Origin of the sequence: Geobacter hydrogenophilus (assembly GCF_018501225.1) — a bacterium.
GTDB classification, from domain to species: Bacteria; Desulfobacterota; Desulfuromonadia; order Geobacterales; family Geobacteraceae; genus Geobacter; species Geobacter hydrogenophilus.
In genome coordinates, this window is the sequence record NZ_JAHCZI010000005.1 from 91388 (window position 1) to 114090 (window position 22703).

Consider the following 22703-nt stretch of genomic DNA (forward strand, 5'->3'; position numbering starts at 1 on the left):
TTCAGCTCCTCCTCGTCACGCGGCTTCCCAGGTATTCGTGGAGGAAGAGGACTGCCAGCGACAGCCCCGCCGACACGAGGCAGAGGGCCAGGGCCGCCTTCTCGCCGCCGGGGGAACTGGCGTAGTCGTAGATGGCCAGGGGCATGGTCTGGGTGACTCCGGGGATATTCCCGGCAACGATGATAGTGGCGCCGAACTCCCCGAGGCTGCGGCCGAACATGAGAGAGGAGCCCGCCACGATCCCCCGCAGCGAGAGGGGCAAGATGACCGTGGAGAGGGAATCGTACCACCGGGCGCCAAGGGTGCGGGAGGCCTGGATAAGCCGCTCATCGATGGACTCCATGGCAATCCGGATTGAGCGGACCAGGAGCGGGAACCCCACCACCGCCGAGGCGATCACCGCCGCATACCAGGTAAAGACGACCCTGATCCCCGCGGCGTCCAGCATCCCCCCGAGCCATCCCTTTTTGCCGAGCAGCAGCAGAAGCAAATAGCCGATCACCACCGGCGGGAGCGTAAGCGGCAGGTTCAGGAGCACCTCCACGACCGTCTTCCCCCGAAATGAGAGGTAGCTCATCACATAGGCCACGGCAATGCCGAAGGGGAGCGACACGATAGTCGCTGCCACGGCGACCTTGGCCGACAGGCGGATTGCTTCCAGGTCTGCGGGTGTAAAGGTGGGCATGGAGGGATTATTTCACCAAGAAGCCGTATTTTTCAAGAATCTTCCGTGCCTCGACCGACATGAGGAAGCGGAGAAATTCCCGGGCTTCCTTCTTTTCCGCACCGGCCACGGTGAGGGCCATGGGGTAAGCAACCCGGTCATGGAGCCCTTGGGGAACAGTAAAGAGAATCTTCGCCGCCTTGCCCAGAAGAAGGGCGTCGGTCCGGTAGACGAAGGCCCCGTCCACCTCCCCCAATTCAGCGTACTTCATGGCCTCCCGCACATCCTTGGCCATGACGAGCTTTCCGGCCAGTTCCTTCTCGACCCCCGCGGCCCGTAGCGATTCCACCGCGTACTCGCCGGCAGGCACGCTCCTGGGGCTCCCGATGGCTATCTGCTGCAGCTTCACCACGTCCTTCATGCCGGAGACCGACTGCTTCGTAGTGCCGGCAAAGACGAGGGTGTTGAAGGCGAAGGTGCCAATGGTGTCACGGGCCACCAGCTTCCGTTGCTTCAGGTAGTCCATCCACTCCCGGTTGGCCGAGACGAAGAGGTCGACCGGTGCCCCCTGCTCGATCTGCCTGGCCAGGGCACCCGAGGCGCCATAGTTCTTCTGGAAGGTGACACCGGGGTTCTTCTTCCCGTACACGGTCGTGATGTCGTTGACCACCTCCTTCAGGCTGGCGGCCACGGAGAGTTTCACCTCGGCGGCAAAGGCCGCCGGAGCGAGGAATAGGGTGCCGGCAAGGGCAAGAAAAAGGGTGTTCACTCTCATGCGCATAAAATTCATATTCCTTGGGACCTATTTCCCCGGCGCAGTGCCGCTGCCGCCGAGTCTCCGATGCGTACCCTCACCCTCGCAAGGGTGATGCCGACCGGCGATGGGCGGTAGAAACCGCGTCATTTCAGGAATAATACTACAAGCCCGACCGAATCGTAATAGCACAAATGACACAACGATGGGCAAACAAAAGGGGAAACGCACACTCTTTAGGCATGGACGGGTACATTTCCCCAAAGAGTGTCAGCTTACCCCAAGGATCACGCTCGAAGCCTTGAAAAGGGCGCAGGCATGCCCCCCCTCCTTGATGCCGAGGCTCCTGGCGCTTTCATGGGTGATGACCGCACTGATGGTGTTGCCGCCGCCGATCTCCACGTCCACCTCGGCGCTGACCGGCCCTTCAATCACCTTCACAACCGTGCCGCAGATGATGTTGCGGGCGCTCACCTTGGCGTCGTGGAGATCGGAGCCGATGATGACCGAGCTGGCCTTGATGATGACATAGGTCTCCTTGCCGACGGCGAGGCCGAGGTTATCGACGCTGGCGTTGGTGATGACCGCGGTGACCGGCGTCCCTGCCTTGAGGGTGACAGAGACTTCAGCGTTCACCGCTCCCTTGGTAATACCGCTGACCGTTCCGAGAAGCATGTTTCGTGCACTTAGTTTCATGGCCATCCTCCCTGAAATTGGTTGAGGCTGCAACAGTGCAGCACCTCCTGCGTATAAAGGATAGCGCCGATAATCGGCATGTAAAGCGGGCGCATCCCGGATAGGGACCCTCGATTGTCCCTGCGATTTTCGTATCGACCAAGACCGTCTGCTTGACCAGTCGTTCCCCACTTGAGCCTGCCACGAATCCGCCCAATAAATAGGCATTTAACTCCTCAGAAAAAGTGGCGTATGAAAAAAATAGGCATATTGTAAACACAATAACCGGTGCTATGATTGGCCCTGACTAATAAGAAGTGATCCCCGGCAGCGAAAAGGAGGCAGTCATGAAAAATCTTGGACTTGGTTTTGCCGTTCTGCTTATCGTCCTTCTCGTCATCCTGAGTGTGGCATCCTACGCCCTGCCGGTTGCCGCACCCGAAGCCGAGGAGTACGGCTTTCTTGCCGGCGGATTCCTCGGGTTCGCCTCGCTCATTGTCACGCTCAAGCTGATCCCGGGGATCATCCGCTTTGCCTCCATCATCGAGGAGGAAGAGGTACGGCAACCCGATAAGGTGGTTGCCGCTCCCGGAAAGAGTGCAGCATAGCGAGTACCAGGGCGCAGCGCCCCCTCATTTTCTGCCGGGAAGGGGGCGCGCCCTTCCAGACGCAGCATCCCTCCACAGACTCCGTCAACAACTCAGACGCTTCCCCTTCACGGTTGCCTCTCCCGTCCGATGTGCTATACTTCCTCATTAATAATAACCACTATCTCATTCACCAGGGAGGAATCAATGAAACGGACTGCACTCTGCGCTCTTACCATCGCCGTGGCGACCATAACCGGCTGTTCTCAGCCCATGACACGGACCCAGAAGGGTGCCGCCATAGGAACCGGTGTCGGTGCAGCGGTCGGAGCGGGGCTCGGCCAAGCGATCGGACGCAACACGGAGTCCACCCTCATCGGCGCGGCTGCGGGCGCTCTGGCAGGCGGCCTCACCGGCGGAACCATCGGCAACTACATGGACAAGCAGGAAGCCGCCATGCGTCAGGCCGTCTCCAATGTGGAGGGTGCCAGCGTCCAGCGCGACCAAAACGTCCTTGCCGTCACCTTCAAATCGGACATCCTCTTCCCGATCAACTCGGCTATCCTCCAACCGGGAGCCAACGACGAGATCACCCGTGTGGCCCAGGTTCTTACCCAGTACCCGGCAACGACCATCACCATCGCCGGCCATACCGACAGCACAGGAAGCACTGCTCTCAACCAGGAGCTTTCCGAACGCCGCGCCGCCGCCGTCAAGAACGCCCTGGCTGCCCGCGGCGTGGCCCCGGCCCGCATGACCACCATCGGTTTCGGCGAAACAAAGCCCATTGCCGACAACGGCACCGAAGCGGGCCGCAGCCTGAACCGCCGGGTCGAGATTACCATCGTTCCGCAACAGCAGTAATCCCGTTAAAACCACGGAGACTCCGGCCCGCCGGCGACGGCGGGCCGTTTTTTTCATCCCCTCCGCAACAGCTCCTCCGCAGTGGGAAGATCCTCTTCAGCCACATGAATCTGCTGCGGTCCGATTCCCTCCTGGGGCTCGGGCAGCAGAAAATACTCGATCCCCCTGCCTCTAAGGATAGCCTCGACGCGGGCCTGGTCGGCCCGGTCCTTCGGATCGTAGAACTTCACCATGACGGCACCTCCTTTGCCTGATGTATTGGCTACAACTCTACCATGAAAAATCGGGACCACACGCCCGCGGTGGCAATGGGACGCCGCTTGTGATATGGTGGCAGCGGCTGATTACAGTAAGGAAATACGTGACAGGAATTAAGGGAGGAATGAAACGATGATAACCCACCTTGTCTTTTTCAAGCTCCACGATCCCACGCCGGCCAACGTGACCGCAACGAGGGAAAAGCTGGAGAGCATGGGGGGGAAAATCCCCCTGCTCCGTCACCTGGAAGTGGGGGTTGACGTGGTCAGGTCCGAGCGCTCCTATGATCTGGCCCTCGTGACCAAGTTCGACTCGATGGAAGACCTCCAGGCCTACCAGGTCCACCCCTACCACGCCGGCGAGGTGATCCCCCACATGAAAACGGTATCGTCATCGGTGGTGGCGGTCGACTACGAATCTGCCTGAAAATCCACTCCGGAACCGCATACGAAAACGCCCCGTCTCCTTTGGTGGAGCGGGGCGTCGTTACTTCCTATATCCAGCAGCTGCCGCCTTCGATATCTCCGGGCTCGTCCTTGGCCTTGGGGGCGACCTTGTACTTCGCCTCGCGGACTGCCGAACGGATTTTCCCGACCGCATCCTCGGTGACATCGCCGAGCTTTTCCCTGACTTCACGGCCGGTCTTGGGGGTAAGAAGGAGAGCGGCACCGGCCGCAAGGGCCGCGCCGGCGAAGAAGGCCAAGATAGCAGCGGTTTCGGTGTTTTTGTCTGACATACGGTGCGCTCCTTTGGTGTCTGGCATTACGCCTGGTAGTCCTTACTGTTTACCACATTATTGCCCACATTGAAACACCGCGATGATACGAATCACTTGAACTCGGGAAGCGGCGTCACGATGCGCCAGCGCTCCTTCCCGTCGACCTCCTCGTAGCGCCACTGCTGGACGTCCTCCAGGGTCTTGAGCCGGGTGGACGGGAGAATGTAATAGTCGATCTCCACCCTCACCGTCGCCGTCCCCTTCTCCGGATCCATATCCACCCCCTTCACCCGGTAATCGGCCATGGAGACCCCCTTGGCCGCCTTGGCCCGGGTGAGGCATTCATCGGCGATAGCGGAAGCTGCGAAGCTCATGCAGGCATTTTCGTGCTCCTGCCAGCGCACCAGCCGGTCGTATTCCCGGGAGCTTTCGTCGAACCGCTGTGCCACCAGATAGGTGTTGCGGCAGCCGGCAAGAAAAAGAAGCAGAAGAAAAAACGATACAACTCGCTGGATACGCATGGGTACCTCCTGTGATAACAGCCCGGAAAACCGTTATTCCCCCTTGATGTGCCGCACCAGTTCAACGGCGATCTCGTAACGGCCGAAGGGGGGAATGAGATAGAAGCCGCCGACCCGCTCCCGGGCAGCATCGATAAACTCCCTGGCGATGGCGAGCCCCTCCCGGACCCCCTCGTCCTTCTCCTTCCCCCGCATCCGGGCCCGGATATCCTCGGGAATCACGATCCCCGGCACCTCGTTGTGGAGGAACTCGCAGTTGCGCTCGCTCACGAGAGGCAAAATGCCCGGCAGCACCGGGATCCCCAGAGGGGCTGTCCGTTCCAGCATCTCGTCGAGGCGTGCCAGGTCGTAGAGGGGCTGGGTCTGGACGAAACGGGCCCCGTTGGCAACCTTCTTGGCGAGGCGTTCCGCCTGGACCTCCATCCGCTGGCTGTTGGGATTGAAGGCACAGCCGATGGCGAACCCGGCTCCCCGGCCAAGAGGGTTGCCGAGGGCGTTCACCCCCGCGTTCAGGTCGGCCAGGAGCTTGATGAGGGTGAAGGAATTCAGGTCGTAGACCGACGAGGCCCCGGCCTGCTCCCCGATCCGGGCCGGGTCGCCGGTGACGGCGAGGATGCTCCGGATACCGAGGAGGCTTGCCCCCATGAGGTCAGACTGGAGCCCCAGGAGGTTGCGGTCCCGGCAGGTGACGTGGACAATAACCTCGATCCCCACCTCCCGCTGGATGAGATGCCCCAGGGCAATGTTCCCCATCCGAATGCGGGCCAGGGGGTTTTCGGCGATATTGATGGCATCGGCGCCGGCCACCTTCAGAGCCCGACTCCCCTCGACGATCTTCCCGCAGTCGAATCCCTTGGGGGGATCCAACTCCACGGTGACTATCGGCTCCTTACCCCATTGAGCCAGGAAACCCTCGGCTGCGGCAACCTCTTCCCGTTGCTCTTCGAACGCAACCGCCGGGGCCACCACGCTCCGGACCGCGGGGCGCAGCCCTGCCAGCCTCTCGGCAAGGTGCCGGATATGCTCCGGCGTGGTGCCGCAACACCCCCCCACGAGCCCCGCCCCGGCGGCCACCATCTCGGCAGCCCGTTCGGCAAAGTAGTCGGGGGTCGTGCGATAGACGTGGCGGCCGTTCACGTACTCGGGAAAGCCGCTGTTGGGGTACGCCGCGATGGGGAGCCCGGTGGCCCGGGCCATGCGCCGGATGGTGCCGAGGACCTCCAGGGGGCCGGCGCCGCAGTTGGCCCCCACCACGTCCGCGCCCGCGTCGGTCAGCTCCCGCGCCGCCCGTTCCACGTCGGCCCCGCCGGCAAGGCGGCCGTTCTCCAGGAACGCCATGTTCGCCACGACCGGGAGCCCCGTCTCCCGGGCCGCTGTCAGGGCACAGAGGATCTGCGCAAGATCGGTGAAGGTCTCCAGGATGAGGAGATCGACCCCCCCCTCGGCCAGGGCCAGGGCCTGTCGGCGGAAAATCTCCGTGGTCTCGCCCGGGGAAAGCTCCCGCTCGTCCCCCTTCACCCTCGCCAGGGGCCCCATGGAGCCGGCCACGAAAGCATCGGATCCCTCGGCAGCCTCCCGGGCCAGCCGGGCCCCCCGCAGGATGATCTCCCGCTCCCGCTTATCGAGGCCGATGGCCGCGAGTTTCGTCCAGTTGGCGCCAAAGGTGTTGGTTTCAATGACCTTCGCCCCGGCGGCCAGGTACTCCCGGTGGAGTTCCAGGACCAGCTCTGGCCGCACCAGGTTCAGGTGCTCCACGTTGGCATCGAGGGAGATTCCCTTGGCATAGAGCATGGTGCCGATGGCACCGTCCCCCACAAGGACTTCGCTGTTCAGACGTTCGAGAAAATTCATCGTTCTAGAGCTTCCCCAGGACTTTCAAGAGATGCGGCACCATCTGCTTCTTGCGGGACATGACCCCTTTCAGCTCGTAGAGGTGGGGCTCCACCTGGGGGTACCCCATGATGTGGGCCAGTTCGTTCTTCCCCTCTGCCAGAAAGAGCGTCGTTTCGCTGTAGATGTCGGTCACCATGAGGCCTGCCAGATGGAGCCGGTCCGCCTCCTTCACCTTCTTCAGGGTCTCCCGGAGGGTCTCCTTCAGGTCGAAGAACTCGTCAAAGCCCACCACCTCCACCTGCCCCACGCCGAAGAGGGTGTCGCCGGCGGTGAAATGCTTGAAATCGGCCCGGATCGCCTTCTCGGGCGTACCGTGGGCCGAGAAGCCGCCGCAGGCGGAGAAGATGTCCTTGCCAAAGGCCACGTGATCGAGGCCGGCCCGCTCTTCGAGCCACAGGACGATTTCCCGGTCCCGGCTAGTGGTTGTGGGGGACTTGAGGATGACAGTATCCGACAGGACCCCGGCCAGGAGGAGCGCCGCCATCTTCTGGTCGGGCTCGATCCCCCGCTCCCGGTAGAGGGAGGCCACCACGGTGCAGGTGCTCCCCACCGGCGCCGCCATGAAGGTGATTGGCTGGTTGGTGGGGGGGTTCCCCAGCTTGTGGTGGTCGATCACCTCCAGGATCTCCACCACTTCGGCCCCGGGCACCGACTGGGCCAGCTCGTTGTGGTCCACGAGGATGAGGGAGTAGGGAATCTCCGCCAGGAGCGACGACTTGGTGGCGACGCCGGCGATGGTGCCATCCTCCTCCACGGCGATCACCGCCGGCTCCCCCGAGTGGAGAAGCTTGAGGCGCAGGTGCTCCAGGGGCTCGGCCACCCCGATCTTCTCGAACCTGGCCTCCACAAAGTGGGAGAGAGGGGTGGAGAGGCGGGCCAGGCCGGCGGCGGTGGCGGTGTCGTGGGGTGTGGAGATGACCGTCACACCCTGCTCCCGCGCCCGCGCCCGCAGCCCTTCGGCCAATGGAAAGCCGCCGGTTACCACCAGGAGTCGCACCCCCCGCTCGATGGCCGCCTGCTGGATGCTGCGGCGGTCGCCGGTCATGATCAGGAGCGATGCGGGGTCATACCCCTCAATGCGGCTCGAGAACGACTCCTCCAGCATGGCGCCAATGAAGAGATGGAGGTGCTCCACCTCGTCGGTCGGGGCGCCGGTAAGGAAGGTGCCATCCAAGCAGGAGGCCAGGGTGCGGAGCGAGGCGTCGACCCCCCGCTTTCGGTCGGAGCCGGCCACCAGGTACTTCTCCGAGAGCTTGAGGAGCGACACGAGCCCAAGCGGCGCGCCACCCTCGTCAACCACCGGCAATACCCGGATGCCGTGCTTGTGAAAGATCCCCAAGGCATCCCGCAGGGGGGTACTGCTGACGGCCGTCACCGGCTGGCGATTGATGACGTGGCAGACCTTGGGATGGACGTCGGCCAGGTAGACCGGCGGCTCGATCCCGAGCCTTTCCAGAATGTAGCGGGTCTGGGGGTTCGGCTCGCCGGCCATGGCAGCGGTCACATTCGTCTGCCCCTGGCGGTTTTTGAGGGCCGCGTAGGCCAGGGCCGCGGCGACGGAGTCGGTATCGGGGTTTCGGTGTCCAACCACGTAAACCTGCTTATCCATTGATTCTCCTGCTTTTTCTGGCCTGAGCGACCCGAAATGTGCTATAAATTTGTGCTTTACCCAACCCAGCGGAAGGACATTTTCCCATGCAACAGATCATCGACTGGCTTCTAGCCACCATCGGCACCATGGGCTATCCCGGCATCTTCATCCTCATGGCCATGGAAAGCTCCGTCATCCCCATACCGAGCGAGCTGGTGATGCCGCCTGCCGGATACCTGGCCCAGCAGGGGGAGATGAACATCTGGGTAGCCATCCTCCTGGGGACAGTGGGGAGCCTCGTGGGTGCCTACGTCAACTACTTTGCCGCCCACTGGTTGGGGCGGCCCCTGCTTCTGAAATACGGAAAGTATGTCTGGATCACCGAAGAGAAGTTCGCGAAAGTTGAAACATTCTTCCATAAGCACGGCGAGATTTCAACCTTCATCGGCCGGCTCCTTCCCGTGGTCCGGCACCTGATCTCGCTCCCGGCAGGGCTCGCCGGAATGCATCACGGGAAATTCGCCTTCTACACCGTTGCGGGGGCATTCCTCTGGGTGACGATCCTCACCTGGATCGGCTACGTCATCGGCGAAAACCGGGAGCTCATCATGAAGTACTCCCACCAGGCGCTGATCGGGGTCATCATCTTCAGCGTCGTGCTGGTGGCGGCCTACGTGCGGCGGCACCGGCGGAAAAGCCCGAGCACTGACGCAGCAGGGGAGAGATAACCGCCATGACACAGCAGGGCGCCACCAAGACGAAGCTCATCCTGATCGAGGATGAACCGGGCCATACGAGACTCATCACCAAGAACCTCATGAAAAGCGCCGACGTGGAGATCCTCCCCTTCGACACGGGACGCAAGGCCCTGGAGTACTTCGAGAGGACCCCCCCGGAAGACCTTCACCGGCATCTCGTTGTCCTCGACATCAACATGCCCGGCATTGACGGCTTTGAGGTCTTGAGGCGCCTCAAGGGGAATGAGGCCACTGCCGCGGTCCCGGTCATCGTCTTCACGACAACGGACCACCCCGACGAGATACGCAGATGCTACCGGGAGGGGGCCAACCTCTATCTGGTCAAGCCCATGGACTACACGGCCTTCCAGGTGACGATCGACTTCCTCGCCGCGACCCTCACGATGATGAGGCTTCCCTAGAGGATGTCCGGCAGCGGAAGCACACATCCCACCCTCGTGGTGGCGGCCGACGGGAAGATCATCGAGGCAAACGAGGCGTTCACCCTCCTTTCCGGCTACCGGGCGGATGCGGTCACCGGCCGCCTCTTCCATGAAGTCGTCCTTTGCGCAGTCGGAGCCCCCGGCATTGCCGGCATGGAGACCTTCAGCGGGGTGGAACTGAGAAAGGCTTCCGGGGCGCGACTGTCCCTGCTTGCCGTCGTGTCCCCCGTGCTCGGCCAGAACCTCGCCCCCTACCGCTACATCGTGAAACTGATCGAATGCAGAGAGATACCGGAGGTGGCGCAGACCCTTGCCGCCATCGAATCCCGCCTGGAGGTCTCCGAACGGGAACTGCAGACGTTCGTCTCCAGCGTCTCCCACGATCTCCGCTCGCCTGTGGTGAGTATCAAGGGCTTCACCGGCGAACTGCGGGGCCTGACCGAAAATTTCATGAGGCAGATCAGCAAGGCCCCGGATCTCTCCCCGCAATCCGAGGCGCTGTTCACCCAGTATCGCGAAGAGATGCTCGAAGCCATCGGCTTTGTGGAATCAAGCGCGAAGCGGGTCGAACGTCTGGTCAATCTGCTGGTCGTCTTCTCCAAGCTGGAAGGGATACCGCTGAACGACCAGCGCGTGGACATGGCCGGCCTCATCCGGAGCGTCCTCACCTCCATGCGCCACCGGATCGGGCAGAAGGACTGCCAAATTTCCATGGAAGCGGTGTTTCCCTCCCTGATGATCGACCCAACCGTGGCCGAGCGGATTTTCAGCAACATCCTCGACAATGCCGTCAAGTATCTCGACCCCTCCCGTCCCGGAGCCATAACGATCAAAGCCGGTGAAAATGACCGGGAAGTGATTTTCTCGATACGCGACAACGGCATCGGCATTGCCGACTACAACCGGCACAAGGTGTTCATGTTCTTCAGGCGCGCCACCGACCTGGACATCCCCGGCGACGGCGTCGGCATGCCCCTGGCGAGGGCGCTCCTCAAACGCTACCGGGGCCGCATCTGGTTCGAATCCCAGGAAGGAACGGGGACAACCTTTCACGTGGCATTCCCCAAGACCCTCGTGGTCTGAGGTAATTCACCGGCACCCATGGTTTCCCCTTACTTTCTCCGCATACTCTGCTCGTGTCTCCTCCTCTGCGCCCTCTCCCTGGCAGCTGGTCCCTATGCCCATGGCGAGGAAGTGACCGAGGAAAAGCTCAAGGCCCTCTTCGTCGTGAACGTTCTCGGCTACGTCGAGTGGCCGGGAAGACCCAAACAGGCCACCTACGGGGTCTGCATGGCAGCGTCGGAAGAGCTCTCCTCGGAAGTCCGCTCCTACATCCAGCTCAAGGGGCTGGATGCCAGAGTGCGGCTGCGCAACCTGGACGGCAACAGGGATCTGGAAGGATGCGATGTCCTTTTCGTGGAAAACCATGCCGTGCGCGGGGAGAACTTTCTCCTGAGAGAGGCGAGGGAGAAGCGCGTGCTCTCCGTGGGGGGGGGCGACCGCTTCATCGAAAAGGGGGGCATCATTCACGTTTATCTGAGAGACAAGAAGCTGGCCTTCGATATCAGCACCAAGGCTGCGGAAGCCGGCAGGATAAAAATCGACTCCCGGCTCCTGTCGCTGGCAAAAAAGGTTTACTGATCAATGACACGCTCCCCCTTTCGCGACATCCCGCTCGAGCAGAAGTTCAGCCGCATCTACCGGCAGGCAACGGCAGCGGCTTTTCTCTGCAGCATCGTGCTGTTCTGCATCATCGCAACCGGGGAATACCGGTCCCAGTTCATCGCGGCCGCAACCACCGAGGGAGAGATCCTGTCTAAAAACATCGAAGCCTCCCTGATGTTCGACGACGCCAAGGCTGCCAATGCCCTCCTTTCCGCCCTCTCCAGCAACGGGAGCATAGATGCCGCGACGGTCCACGATGCCGCGGGAAAACTCTTCGCCACCTACAGGCGCAACGGTGTCGCCTCTGCCACAGACCAGCCGCCCCTGACCCCGGAGGCCACATCCTTTCACCTGACCCACTTCGACTTTCGCAGCGTAGTCGTTGCCACCGACGACATCAACCACAACCGGAAGCTCGGCACCCTCACCATCCGCTACAACCTGACCGCGCTCTATCACCGCATCCTCTGGATCGTTGCAGCCCTGGGAGCGGTATTCGTCATCTCGTTCCTGATCGGCCGGGCCGTCATCACGAGAAAGCAGCGCTCGATCATCGACCCCATCGAACACCTGACCACGGCCGCCAACACCATATCCGCCAGCAGGAACTACCAGATCCGGATTCCGGTCGAGAGCGCCGACGAGATCGGCGTATTGACCGAGAGCTTCAACGAGATGCTCGAACAGATCCGTCTGCGGGACGACGAACTGCAGCGCAACCGGGACGAACTTGAATCAAAGGTGGAGCAACGGACAAAGGAACTGGCCAATCACACGCACAATCTGGAGCAGATCAACGAGGACCTGCGCAACTTCGTCCACATCTTCCACCACGACCTCCGGACGCCGATCCTGAACCTGACCTGCTACGTGGAGGAGGTATCAGCCTCCGTGGCCGCTGCCCATCGGGTCCTGGCCAAGTACGAGACCATGATGACCGCCGAAGACGCGGCGGCCCTGGAGGAAAGCCTCGGCGGAGAAACCGACTTCAGCCTCGATATCCTCAGGAAATCGGTATCGTCGGTCAAGACCATGTACCAGGCGGTCGTGAACATCTCCCAGATCAGCACCCTGAAGGCGAGACCCCGGGAGTTCGCACTCCCCCCTCTGCTGCAAGACGTTGTCGCCGACTTCCTCCCCCGGATCGAAGAGGCGGGCATCACCCTGGACATCGCAGCGGTGCCGGAACGGATCACCTCCGACCCCGCGGTTCTGCAGCAGATTCTCTCCCATCTCATGGAGAACGCCGTCACGTTCACCAGGGACTCCCGTGAGAAGGTAATCGAAATCGCCGGCAGGGAAACCGAACATGAATGGACCCTGAGCGTGCGGGATACCGGCATCGGCATTGCGGAGGCGGAACTGGAGAAGGTTTTCGATCTGTTCAAGAAGGGGGACCATCCGGGCATCGTCGGTTCCGGCATGGGACTCCCCTACTCGCGGGCGTTCGCCAAGTGCATCAACGCCACCATCGCGGTTCATTCACACGTGGGGGCCGGTTCGCTCTTCACGATCACCATACCCAAACCATCGAAAGAAAGGGATTACGATGCTGCGCTCTAGACTCCTGGCTGCCCTGGTGCTTCTCCTGACGGGCTCCCTCGCCCATGGAGCCGAGCCGCCGACGGAGACTGCCCGTACGGAAAAGAATGGGGGACTCTCCCTGGACGATCTGCTGAAGATGGAGGTGACGGTGGCATCCGCAAAGCCGGCCCTGCCGAGCGAGGCCCCGGCGGTCGTGAGCGTCATCACCCGCGAGGAGATAGAACTGTCCGGCGCCCGGGACCTCGTCGACGTCCTGCGGATGGTGCCGGGGTTCGAGTTCGGGGGGGATATATGGAATACGGTTGTAATAGGGTTCAGGGGTATCGTCGCACAAAACGCCAGGGCAAAGCTCACCATCGACGGCATGAGCCTCAACGATCTTTTGTACGGCAACGTCCCCTTCGGAAGCCATTTCCCCGTGGAACAGATCGAGAGGATAGAGATCATCCGTGGTCCCGGCTCGGCCATGTACGGCAATTTTGCGGAACTGGCGGTAATCAACGTCATCACCAAGGTCGGGGCCGAGGTGCCGGGGGTCCAGGCCTCGTCCACCACCGGCCTTTTCGACAGGGGGTTCGCCCGCCAGAACCTTACCGCGAAATATGGCGCGAACGTCGGAGAAAACGGTTATTTCGGCATTTCCCTGTTCGGGGAACTCGCCCAAAGGAGCGCCGGGACCTATACGGACCAGAGCGGAAACCAGTGGGACATGCGCAACGACTCGGACCTGCAGACGGGGAGCGTCGGCCTGAAATACCGGCAGGGGAACCTTGATGCCCGGTTTCTCTATGACAACCACCTGATCACCCATCGCGACGGGTACGGCAGTGTCCTCCCCTACGATTACCGCGTCCGCTTCACGTCTGCCCTCGGCCAGGTCTCCTACCAGGCCCAGATCACCGACAACCTGCGCCTGACACCGCTCTTCGAGGCAACCATCCAGCAGCCTTGGCGCAACACGGGGGTCCCGGTGAGCGACGCAACCTACTATGACCCAACCGTCCAGAAGTACGGTCTGAAGCTCAGGGCCGACTGGGACCTGTCCAACTGGGCAAGCACCCTGTTCGGCGCCGACTATGAATGGGAATACGCCCGCTACGGAGGGAACGAGCCATCACGGAAATACCTCTTCCCCAATGGTGAGCAGAGCATCGATTTCAGCCGCTACGCCTTTTACAACGAATGGCTCCTCAAGACATCCCTCGTCAACATCACGGCGGGAGTACGCCTCGAAAAGCACAGCGAATACGATCCCTCTGTCGTCCCCCGCCTCAGCCTTGCCCGCAGCTTTGGAGACACCACCGTCAAGGCCATCTACAACCGGGCTTTCCGGGCTCCGACCATCGAGCAGACGTCGGCAGCCCTGAAAACGGGCAACAAGCTCAAGACCGAAACGGCCGACGTACTGGAGTTGGAGGCAAGCCACCGGTTCGACTCCCGCAACCATGTGACGGTCAACCTCTTCGATATCCGCATGAATCACCCCATCAACTACTACTACGATTTCGTCAACAGCCTGGATGCCTACAAGAATGAGGGGCGCATCGGAACCCAAGGGGTGGAGGCCGAGTACCAATTCCGGGATGACTGGGGACACCTGGCTCTGCGCTACTCCTATTACCGGGCCACGAAAACGGGCTCCGACCTCTTCCGGGTGCCGGGCCATGACGACGTCTTCCTGGCGTTCCCGGCCCATAAGGTAACCCTCGACGCCGGCTACAAGGTGACACGGAACCTCAACCTGAACACCACGCTGGTGTTCGTGGGGGACCGCTACGGTTTCGACCGCACCAATCCGGACACGGGCGAACCGGAAGTGAGCCGCCACGACCCGGAACTGGTGGCAAACCTCTACCTCCTCTACCGCAACGCCTTCTGGAAGGGTGTGGATGTGGGCCTCGGAGTCTTTGACCTCTTCGGGGCAAACCACGAATTCATCCAGCCCTACAACGGCGGCCATGCCCCCCTCCCCGGCCCGGGGAGGGAATACGTGCTGCGGATCAGCTATACGCCGGGAATCTGATCAATAGAAAAAAAGGACGTATCCCGGACGGATAGATCTCTTGTTTAAGTCCTTCAAGTATTGTGAAAGGGGAAATCGTGCTCTTAGTACATGCGAGGGTGGGAATCAGCAAAATTCACGGATTTGGTTTGATTGCCCAGGAATTTATTCCCAAGGGGACAGTCACGTGGAAACTTGTTCCCGGATTCGACCGCCTGTTTACAGAAGAGGAACTGCAAAGCTTCCCCCCGTCGGTTCAGGCACAAGTTCACCACTACGGTCATTACGACCCGGAACTGAACAGGTATGTGCTCTGTTCAGACGATGCCAGATTTACGAACCACGCAAATGAGCCAACAGAGCTTTCCTACGGTGACTACTCGGTAGCTGCGCGCGATATCCAGCCAGGAGAGGAGATCACGTGCGATTACGGGGATTTTGCTCACCGGTTTGGAGAGGGATAGGAATGGACTGGGGGAAATTCAAGCGGGAACTGCTCGTCGGCCCGGCGGTCAGACCGTACCTTGCGGAAATCGCCCGGCTCCGGATCACGATATTCAAGGAATTTCCCTACCTCTACCAGGGCTCCCGGGAAATCGAGATTAAATATCTGCAGGCCTACGCCGAAGCGCCGGACGCCTGCGTGTTCGTGGTCCGGGACGGGGATGCCGTTATCGGCGCCGTCACCGGGATCCCCTTGAGCGGGGAACCGACTTCCTTCACGGCATCATTCGCCGGCAGCCCCTTCTCCCTGGACACCATCTACTACCTTGGTGAAGTGCTTTTTTTCCCGGCCTATCGGGGACAGGGGCTCGGCTCGCGCCTTTTGAAGGAGTTTGAGGATCACGTCCGCGCCTTGGGGAGGTATCACCACCTGGCCTGCGCAACCATTGAACGACCCGAAGACCATCCTCTGAGGCCGAGCGATTATCACCCCATCGACGGACTCCTGACCAGGGTCGGACTTACAAGACATCCGGAATTGAGGGTTACCCTTCCCTGGCCGGACCTTGACGGCAATGTCACCGAGAATACGATGGTGTTCTGGATGAAAGAGTTACAGCAACTCCAGAACCCTTGAGAAGGTCTCAGAAGCGCCTCTCACAAAAAAACCCCGACAGCACTCCGCCGTCGGGGTTTTTCACTCCGAAGCATGAAGATCTTACTTCGGCACCTTCTCCCAGTCCTTCAGGAACCGCTCGATGCCGGCGTCGGTGAGGGGGTGCTTGGCCAGCTGGAGCATGACCGAGTAAGGGATGGTGGCGATGTCGGCGCCGATGAGGGCGGCGTTCAGGACGTGGATCGGGTTCCGGACGCTGGCCACGATGATCTCGGCGGTGTAGCCGTAGTTGTCGAAGATGGTCTTGATGTCGTCGATGATCCCCATGCCGTCCTGGGAGATGTCGTCGAGGCGCCCCACGAAGGGGGAGACGTAGGTGGCGCCGGCCTTGGCGGCCAGAAGGGCCTGCATGGCGGTGAAGATGAGGGTCACGTTGGTCTTGATACCCTCCTTCGTCAGGGTGGAGCAGGCCTTGAGCCCTTCCGGGGTCATGGGGAGCTTGATGACGATGTTCTTGTGAATCTTGGCCAGTTCCTCGGCTTCCTTTATCATGCCGTCGTGGTCCAGGGAGACCACCTCGGCGGAGATGGGGCCGTCAACGATGCCGGTGATCTCCTTGATGACTTCCTCGAACTTTCGCCCCGACTTGGCGATGAGCGAGGGGTTGGTGGTGACGCCGTCCACGAGCCCGAGTTCGTGGGCCTCACGGATTTCATTCACATCTGCGGTGTCGATGAAAAACTTCATTTGTGTTCCTCCGGGTTTGATTGGTTATGGGTGGTGCTCGCATGCTCAAGGCTCGCCCGGTACTTCTCCAGGCAGGCCATGGAGCAGAAATGGATCCGCTTTCCCTCGTGGCGGCCGATGACAGCGTCATCCTCGGTCACGTAGACGCCGCAGACCGGGTCCTGGAAGGTTTCTTCCTTTTCCGGCTCCGGCGCCGTCGGTTTTTCGTCCTGCTTCTTGTGCATGAGCCCCTGCACGATCCTGAAACCCACATAGATCAGGATGAGCATGATAATCAGCCGCATTGGAAAACTCTCCTATACCCTGGTCACCCGCTCGCCGGGAGGGAGCGACCGAAGCAATTCATCCACCCGTTTCCCGAGCTTGGGGTGGATTTGGCCGGGGGCGATTTCCGCCAGGGGGACCAGCACGAAGCGCCGTTCATGGAGCCGGGGATGAGGGATGACAAGCCCCTCCTCTTCAAGGATGAGATCGCCGTAGAGGAGGATATCCAGGTCCATGGCGCGGGGTCCCCACTGAACATCGCGGACCCTCCTGAACACCTCGGTCTCGATCCTCTGCAGTTCCACCAGGAGATGGCGGGGAGAGAGGGCTGTCTCGACTCTCAGAACCCCGTTGAGGAAGTTGGGCTGGTCCACCGGCCCGACGGGCTCGGTGTCGTAGAAGCCGGAGAGGGCCGTGATGCGGGTCTGGGCCAGCTTGCCGATCTCAGCCACGGCCCGCAGCAGGTTCAGTTCCCGATCCCCCTGGTTCGACCCGAGGGCTATGAAGACGTTCGATTCCACCGGAAGATTAGAGCACAACGCACCCAATTTTTCAACGCATAGGAACGGACAAGAATGCAGGAGCCAGAATTCAGGAGTCGGAAGACGTTACCCTCTGAATTCTGACTTCTGGATTCTGACTACTCAGGGTATCAGTGCAGCTCCTCCCCCGTGGTGGTCATGACGAGCTTGCCGTGCTTGACCCCCTTCACGCCGATCAACTCGTCGGCGATCTTCTTCACCTCCCTGGCCTTGCCCCGCACCACGAGGACCTCGAGGCAGTTGTGGGCGTCCAGATGGACATGGAGGGCCGAGACGATCTCGTTGTGGTGGGAGTGCTGCTGCTCGGTGAGCTTGTCGGAGAGGTCCCGGACATGGTGGTTGTAGACGAGGGTCACAGTGCCGACGGTCTCCTCCTCGCCCCCTTCCCACTTGAGCTCCACCAGGGCCGCGCGGATCAGGTCGCGGACCGCCTCGGAGCGATTCATGTACCCCTTCTGCTCGATGAGGCGGTCGAAATTTTCCAGCAGTTTATCGTCGATGGAGATGCCGAATCTGACGGTTTCGCCCATGGGTTTCTTCTCCTGCGGCTGGACTCAAAACGGCAGGATGATAGACTACTTTGTCCGGGAGGGAAACCTTTTTTTCGCGCTACTTCCGCAGCTTCCGCACCCCGAAGGAGATGAGGAACAGGGTGAAATTCACCAGGATGATGGTGGCGCCGGCAGGGAGATTCGCGAGGAAGGAGATGACGATCCCGGACACGACCGACAGGACACCAAGGACCACGGCGAGGAGGATGGCGGTCCGGAACCCCCGGGCAATCTGCAGCGACGTGACCGCCGGGAGGATGAGAAGCGCCGAGATGAGCATGATCCCCACCACCTTCATGGCCAGGACCACGGTGAGGGCCGTAAGGAGAACGAGCACGGCATTGATCCGGTCGACCCGGATTCCCGAGGTGCGGGCGAGCTCCTCGTCAAAGGCGATGGCGAAGAGATCGTGATAGAAGAAGACCACCGTCAGGCAGACGATGACGAAGAGAACCGCCGTCTGCCCCAGCTCGAAGGGGCTTATGGAGAGGATGTTGCCGAAGAGGTAGCTGAAGAGGTCCACATTGAAGCCGCCGGCCATGCTCGCCAGCATGATGCCGGTGGCGACCCCCAGGGACGAGACGATGCCGATAGCGGCGTCGCCGTAGATCCGCGCCCGCTCGGCCAGCCTCAATATCCCCAGGGCCGCCATGAGCACGGCCGGTATGGCGGCAACGGCCGCGTAGACCGACGGGAAGCGGAGAAAGAGGGCCAGGGCCACGCTCCCGAAGGTGACGTGGGCAAGGCCGTCGCCGATGAGCGACAGCCGGCGCAGGACAAGAAACACCCCGAGCACCGCGCAGAGGGCCGCGATGAGGGAGCCGGCCCCGAGGGCGCGGAGGAGGAAGTCGTAGTGGAAGATGTCGAGGAAGGTCACCGGGGTGCTCCGTCTTGATGCCGATGGCAGATCAGGTGTTGGGAGTGGGAACCGAAAAAGTCGGACATCTCCGGCGAACCGCAGAAGTCGTCGAAACCGCCGTAGAAGACGAGCCGCTTGTCCAGATAGAGGAGGCTCGACGCGTAGCGGCCGATGGTTCCGCTGTCGTGGGTCACGAGGATGACGGTGGTTTCCCGCTCCCGGTTCAGGTCCTGAATGGTGCGGTAAAAGCTTTCCCGGGTCTCCGGGTCCAGGGCCGTGGTGGGCTCGTCCAGAACGAGGAGCTCCGGTTCGTTCACCATGGCCCGGGCAAGGAGCACCCGCTGCCGTAGCCCCCCGGAAAGTTCGCCGATGAGCCGGTTGCGGATGCCGCCGATCCCCATGAGTTCCAGGGCCCGGTCAACGGCCCCGGCGTCCTCACGGCGGATGCTGCGGGGAAAGCGACGGCCGGCCAGGAGCCCGAGGCCCACCACCTCGGCCACGGTGGCCGGAAAGTGAGGATTGAAGTGCTGGAGCCCCTGGGGGAGGTAGCCGACCCGCTGCCACTGGTCGAAGGAGCCAAGGGGGGTTCCGAAGAGGTCGACGCGCCCCCGGTCGGGACGGGCAAGCCCCAGGAGGCAGCGTATCAGTGTGCTTTTCCCCGAGCCATTGGGGCCGACGATCCCCACGTAGCGTCCCTTTTCCACGGCAAAGGAGACGTCGAGCAGGGCGTCGACCCCCTGGTAGGCGCGGGAAAGCCCCTGGACCGTGACCACCCCTACCGGCATTGGAGCCCCTCCCGAAGATTCGCCAGGTTTTTCTCCATGAGAGAGATGAAGGAGGTTCCCTTGTCCAGGTCGGCCTTCGAAACGGTGTGTGCGCCGTGGAGCATGAGGATGGAGGCGCCGGTCTCCCGGGCGATGGTTTCGGCGGTGCGGGGGTCGAGAAGCTCCTCGGTAAAGATGTATTTCAGCCCCTCGGCCCGCACCTGCTTCACGAGCTTCGCCAGCCTTGCCGGGGTCGGTTCGGCGTCGGCGGAAACGGCGTAGGCCGACAGGTAGCGGAGGCCGTAGCGGTTGGCCAGATAGCCGAAGGCGTAGTGGCCGCCATGGAGGATGGTCCGTGTGGCGCACGTGGCGAGCCCCTTCCGGTACCGCTCGTCCAGGTCGGCCAGCTTGGCGCGGTAGGCGGCGGCATTGGCCAAATAAACGGCACGGTTCGTCGGGTCACGCTCCGCAAGGGCCGCGGCGATGGTATCCACCATGAGCTGGGCGTTGGTGAAATCGAGCCAGAGGTGGGGGTCCATCCCCTCGCCGCCGTGGTTGTGTCCTCCAGCGCCATGGCTGTCGCGGTCTTCCCCCTCTCCCACTTTAAGGAACTTCGCCCCCCGGCTCGCATCGACCACGGTGAGCTTCCCGCCGCCCGCCCCCTTGACGATCTCCCCGGCCCACGGCTCCATGTACCGGTTCGTGTAGATGAAGAGGTCGGCCCGGCTCACCCGCACGATATCGGCGGGCTGGGGCTCGAAGCTGTGGGGCTCCATGCCGGGAGGGAGGAGAAGCGTCACCTCGGCCTTGTCCCCGGCCACGGCCCGGGCAAAATCGTAGACCGGGAAGATGGTGGCCACGACCCGGAGCTTGCCGCTCCTGCCGGTGCCCAGCTCCTCCGTTTTCCGGCACCCGGAAGCGATCGTCGCCAGAACCAGCATCAAAACCATCATTGCAATGCGTCTCATGAACCCTCATTTTCCGCCGGCGAAAGCGGCAGCAGAAGCAGTGACAACACGTGGTGGTTGCCGCTCTAAAATACCCCGCACCCGCCCCTTGTCAAGGGGGAATCCCTCCGTTGACTCCCATTGGCAGATGGGCTACAGTGACCAAAGTCAGCCGCCGACGGCGGCCCCCACGGAGGTACGGCATGTTCATGGGCAAGCTCCCCCACCAGGCGGACCTGATCGACGCTCTCACCGAAACGGCCCGCGCCAACGGCATCCGGGCCGGCGCCATCCAGGTGGTCGGCGCCCTCCAGAGGGCAAAACTCGGCTTCTACGACCAGTGGAGCAAGACCTACCGGGAGATCCCCTTCGCCAAACCCCTTGAGATCGTGTCCGGCATGGGGAACATATCGCTGCGGGACGGCAAGCCCTTTGTCCATCTCCACCTCTCCCTTTCCGACGAGGAGGGGAAGGTCTTCGGCGGCCACGCCCTGGAAGGATGCACCATCTTCGCCGCCGAGTACGCCATCATGCCGCTGCCGGGGAGTGCGCCGGTCCGCACCTTCGACGAGACCACCGGCCTCTTCCTCTGGGAGCGGGAGCAGTACCCCGCCCCGGGGCAACAAGGGCTCTCCCCCGAACTCGAGCGGGCACTTCTCAACCCCTAACCGAACTCTCAACGTTCCAGGTTTTCATGAAAGCAGGATACAAACGGACACCAACCACGGATGAGCTGGAGCTTGAGCGCAAGCGGCGGGAGTTCCACGCCCTGGAGCGGCGTCTGGCAAGGCTTGAGCACGACCTGGAAGACCTTCGGGAAGAGATCCGGGAGTTTGAAACGCTCTACTCCGTGAAGATGGCAGACCGGATCCGGGAACTGGATCAGCTGCGCCAGGAGCTTGCCAAGGCCCGTTCAGAGGTTTCCGGGAGCCAAACGGGGGATGCTGGCGGGGGGCGGCACTACGGTTTCCGGGACGAAGAACCGGAGTCCGAGTATATCCCCCGGGTAAAGCCGGGCGCCGTGGCAACGGGGAAAAGCGAGGGAATCCGCGATGTCTACCGCCGGGTGGCCAAGGCGATCCATCCCGATTTTGCCGGTTCCGACGAGGAGCGCAAGCGCCGACAGAAGCTCATGGCCGAGGCGAACCGGGCCTACGCCGAAGAGGACCGGGTCACCCTCCAGGCAATCCTGGAGGAGTGGGAACTTTCCCCCGAGACCGCCGTGGCCGTCGGCACCGCGGGCGAGCTTGCCCTGGTGACGAGACGGATCGGCCGACTCGTGGAGCGGATCAGGGGGGTGGAGCTGGAGATGGCCCGGCTCCGGAACACCGATCTCTACCGCCTGACCCTGCGGGTACAGGACGCCCGGTGGCGGGGTCGCGACATCATTGCCGAGATGGCGTCGAGGCTCGACGCCGAGATTCTTGCCACCTGCAGGGCACTGAACGGACTGGGACGCGAACGACGCTCCGACAACGCCCCAGAGGCAGTTTCCGTCACTCCGTCACCACCAACCGGCACCTTCCGCACCGTCCGCTTTCCCGCCGACCGTCTCCTCGGCACCCTCTTCGTCCGCGAGCGGAATTCGGGGAGCTTTCTCGACTGGAAGCGCCTCGGCGAGGCAACCGGCGACGTGGCCGTGCCGGCGGGAAAAGGGCTGCGGCTCGACGTGCGCGAAGGGGCCGTGGCCGACCTGGACCTCCTCGGAACCCTCCAGGCCGACGACCTCCAGGCCTGCTTCCTCTACGGCATTGCCGACGACGACCTGACCCACATCCTGCGGCTCACGGGCATAAAAGAACTCTACCTGTCGGGCGAAGGGATAACCGGCGAAGGGATAGTGCATCTCCTGGAACTGAAAAATCTCGAACGAATCTACCTCTACGACACCCGGGTCACCGACGCCGGGCTCGCCTCCCTCAAATACCTGCCGCGGCTCCGCTCCCTCACCATCAGCAACGCCCCGGTCACCGACGGGGGGCTCGACCGCCTGCGGCTGGCGCTCCCCGGCTGCCGGGTGGTGATCCTCCAGAGCGGCAAGCGGGGCTGAAA

General features: G+C 62.1%; 28 protein-coding genes. 13 read left to right on the plus strand and 15 right to left on the minus strand.

The window, feature by feature from the left end; genetic code table 11:
• Position 1 precedes the first annotated feature (1 nt).
• The 3 genes from modB to KI811_RS10105 form a co-directional block, all read right to left on the minus strand.
• A complete protein-coding gene (modB, locus tag KI811_RS10095; protein ID WP_214186354.1) occupies positions 2–685 on the minus strand; it encodes a molybdate ABC transporter permease subunit in 684 nt (227 codons plus the stop codon).
• Between the two features lie 7 nt (positions 686–692).
• Entirely contained in the window at positions 693–1445 is a 753-nt protein-coding gene (gene modA / locus KI811_RS10100) for a molybdate ABC transporter substrate-binding protein (protein WP_214186355.1), read from the minus strand.
• A gap of 243 nt (positions 1446–1688) precedes the next feature.
• Positions 1689–2114, minus strand: a complete 426-nt coding sequence (locus tag KI811_RS10105) for a TOBE domain-containing protein (protein WP_214186356.1) — start codon at positions 2112–2114, stop codon at positions 1689–1691.
• Between the two features lie 326 nt (positions 2115–2440).
• On the opposite strand from KI811_RS10105, the gene KI811_RS10110 reads away from it, so the two are divergent.
• Both KI811_RS10110 and KI811_RS10115 read left to right on the plus strand, forming a co-directional pair.
• A complete protein-coding gene (locus tag KI811_RS10110; RefSeq protein WP_214186357.1) occupies positions 2441–2701 on the plus strand; it encodes a hypothetical protein in 261 nt (86 codons plus the stop codon).
• A gap of 186 nt (positions 2702–2887) precedes the next feature.
• Complete coding sequence (locus KI811_RS10115; protein WP_214186358.1) at positions 2888–3544, plus strand: YiaD family glycine zipper/OmpA-like lipoprotein; 657 nt, start codon at positions 2888–2890, stop codon at positions 3542–3544.
• A gap of 53 nt (positions 3545–3597) precedes the next feature.
• On the opposite strand, the gene KI811_RS10120 is transcribed toward KI811_RS10115, so the two are convergent.
• On the minus strand, positions 3598–3777 hold the full coding sequence (locus KI811_RS10120; RefSeq protein ID WP_214186359.1) for a putative signal transducing protein: 180 nt from the start codon (positions 3775–3777) through the stop codon (positions 3598–3600).
• Between the two features lie 157 nt (positions 3778–3934).
• On the opposite strand from KI811_RS10120, the gene KI811_RS10125 reads away from it, so the two are divergent.
• Positions 3935–4228 (plus strand): Dabb family protein, encoded by a 294-nt coding sequence (locus KI811_RS10125; RefSeq protein ID WP_214186360.1) that lies wholly within the window; start codon positions 3935–3937, stop codon positions 4226–4228.
• Positions 4229–4295: 67 nt separating this feature from the next.
• Here the strand turns inward: KI811_RS10125 and KI811_RS10130 are convergent, their stop codons facing one another.
• The 4 genes from KI811_RS10130 to KI811_RS10145 all read right to left on the minus strand — a co-directional run bounded on the left by KI811_RS10130 (position 4296) and on the right by KI811_RS10145 (position 8543).
• Entirely contained in the window at positions 4296–4538 is a 243-nt protein-coding gene (locus KI811_RS10130) for a YtxH domain-containing protein (protein WP_004512202.1), read from the minus strand.
• Between the two features lie 92 nt (positions 4539–4630).
• Positions 4631–5041 (minus strand): hypothetical protein, encoded by a 411-nt coding sequence (locus KI811_RS10135; protein WP_214186361.1) that lies wholly within the window; start codon positions 5039–5041, stop codon positions 4631–4633.
• Between the two features lie 33 nt (positions 5042–5074).
• A complete protein-coding gene (locus tag KI811_RS10140) occupies positions 5075–6892 on the minus strand; it encodes a bifunctional homocysteine S-methyltransferase/methylenetetrahydrofolate reductase (protein ID WP_214186362.1) in 1818 nt (605 codons plus the stop codon).
• Between the two features lie 4 nt (positions 6893–6896).
• Positions 6897–8543: a putative manganese-dependent inorganic diphosphatase gene (locus KI811_RS10145; protein ID WP_214186363.1), complete on the minus strand. Its 1647-nt coding sequence runs from the start codon at positions 8541–8543 to the stop codon at positions 6897–6899.
• Positions 8544–8629: 86 nt separating this feature from the next.
• Between KI811_RS10145 and KI811_RS10150 the strand changes: the two genes are divergently transcribed.
• From KI811_RS10150 to KI811_RS10185, 8 genes are all read left to right on the plus strand, one after another.
• On the plus strand, positions 8630–9253 hold the full coding sequence (locus KI811_RS10150) for a DedA family protein (protein ID WP_214186364.1): 624 nt from the start codon (positions 8630–8632) through the stop codon (positions 9251–9253).
• Between the two features lie 5 nt (positions 9254–9258).
• On the plus strand, positions 9259–9684 hold the full coding sequence (locus KI811_RS10155) for a response regulator (protein WP_214186365.1): 426 nt from the start codon (positions 9259–9261) through the stop codon (positions 9682–9684).
• Positions 9685–9687: 3 nt separating this feature from the next.
• Entirely contained in the window at positions 9688–10788 is a 1101-nt protein-coding gene (locus tag KI811_RS10160) for a PAS domain-containing sensor histidine kinase (protein WP_214186366.1), read from the plus strand.
• An 18-nt stretch (positions 10789–10806) separates the two neighbouring features.
• Entirely contained in the window at positions 10807–11346 is a 540-nt protein-coding gene (locus tag KI811_RS10165) for a YfiR family protein (protein WP_214186367.1), read from the plus strand.
• 3 nt (positions 11347–11349) lie between these two features.
• Positions 11350–12933 carry a sensor histidine kinase gene (locus KI811_RS10170; protein WP_214186368.1) on the plus strand — a complete coding sequence of 528 codons (1584 nt, stop codon included), beginning with the start codon at positions 11350–11352 and terminating at the stop codon, positions 12931–12933.
• Entirely contained in the window at positions 12920–14938 is a 2019-nt protein-coding gene (locus KI811_RS10175; RefSeq protein WP_214186369.1) for a TonB-dependent receptor plug domain-containing protein, read from the plus strand. Before KI811_RS10170 ends, KI811_RS10175 begins: the two co-directional genes overlap by 14 nt.
• A gap of 77 nt (positions 14939–15015) precedes the next feature.
• Entirely contained in the window at positions 15016–15381 is a 366-nt protein-coding gene (locus KI811_RS10180; protein ID WP_214186370.1) for an SET domain-containing protein, read from the plus strand.
• Positions 15382–15383: 2 nt separating this feature from the next.
• A complete protein-coding gene (locus KI811_RS10185; RefSeq protein ID WP_214186371.1) occupies positions 15384–15998 on the plus strand; it encodes a GNAT family N-acetyltransferase in 615 nt (204 codons plus the stop codon).
• Positions 15999–16079: 81 nt separating this feature from the next.
• On the opposite strand, the gene fsa is transcribed toward KI811_RS10185, so the two are convergent.
• The 7 genes from fsa to KI811_RS10220 form a co-directional block, all read right to left on the minus strand.
• Positions 16080–16724, minus strand: coding sequence for a fructose-6-phosphate aldolase (gene fsa, locus KI811_RS10190; protein WP_214186372.1), 645 nt, complete (start codon positions 16722–16724; stop codon positions 16080–16082).
• Positions 16721–17008: a YHS domain-containing protein gene (locus KI811_RS10195; protein WP_214186373.1), complete on the minus strand. Its 288-nt coding sequence runs from the start codon at positions 17006–17008 to the stop codon at positions 16721–16723. The genes fsa and KI811_RS10195 overlap by 4 nt, the downstream gene beginning before the upstream one ends.
• A gap of 12 nt (positions 17009–17020) precedes the next feature.
• Entirely contained in the window at positions 17021–17509 is a 489-nt protein-coding gene (folK, locus tag KI811_RS10200; RefSeq protein ID WP_214186374.1) for a 2-amino-4-hydroxy-6-hydroxymethyldihydropteridine diphosphokinase, read from the minus strand.
• A gap of 131 nt (positions 17510–17640) precedes the next feature.
• Positions 17641–18060, minus strand: a complete 420-nt coding sequence (gene nikR, locus KI811_RS10205; RefSeq protein WP_214186375.1) for a nickel-responsive transcriptional regulator NikR — start codon at positions 18058–18060, stop codon at positions 17641–17643.
• Between the two features lie 79 nt (positions 18061–18139).
• Positions 18140–18958 carry a metal ABC transporter permease gene (locus tag KI811_RS10210; RefSeq protein ID WP_214186376.1) on the minus strand — a complete coding sequence of 273 codons (819 nt, stop codon included), beginning with the start codon at positions 18956–18958 and terminating at the stop codon, positions 18140–18142.
• The gene (locus KI811_RS10215; protein WP_214186377.1) at positions 18955–19725 is read right to left on the minus strand and encodes a metal ABC transporter ATP-binding protein; all 771 of its coding nucleotides are present in this window, start codon (positions 19723–19725) and stop codon (positions 18955–18957) included. Before KI811_RS10215 ends, KI811_RS10210 begins: the two co-directional genes overlap by 4 nt.
• On the minus strand, positions 19716–20672 hold the full coding sequence (locus tag KI811_RS10220) for a metal ABC transporter substrate-binding protein (protein WP_214186378.1): 957 nt from the start codon (positions 20670–20672) through the stop codon (positions 19716–19718). The genes KI811_RS10215 and KI811_RS10220 overlap by 10 nt, the downstream gene beginning before the upstream one ends.
• Before the next feature lie 182 nt (positions 20673–20854).
• Here KI811_RS10220 and KI811_RS10225 point away from each other — a divergent pair, with 182 nt between their 5' ends.
• Both KI811_RS10225 and KI811_RS10230 read left to right on the plus strand, forming a co-directional pair.
• Complete coding sequence (locus tag KI811_RS10225; protein WP_214186379.1) at positions 20855–21319, plus strand: PPC domain-containing DNA-binding protein; 465 nt, start codon at positions 20855–20857, stop codon at positions 21317–21319.
• 26 nt (positions 21320–21345) lie between these two features.
• The gene (locus tag KI811_RS10230) at positions 21346–22701 is read left to right on the plus strand and encodes a hypothetical protein (protein ID WP_214186380.1); all 1356 of its coding nucleotides are present in this window, start codon (positions 21346–21348) and stop codon (positions 22699–22701) included.
• The last annotated feature ends 2 nt before the right edge of the window (positions 22702–22703 follow it).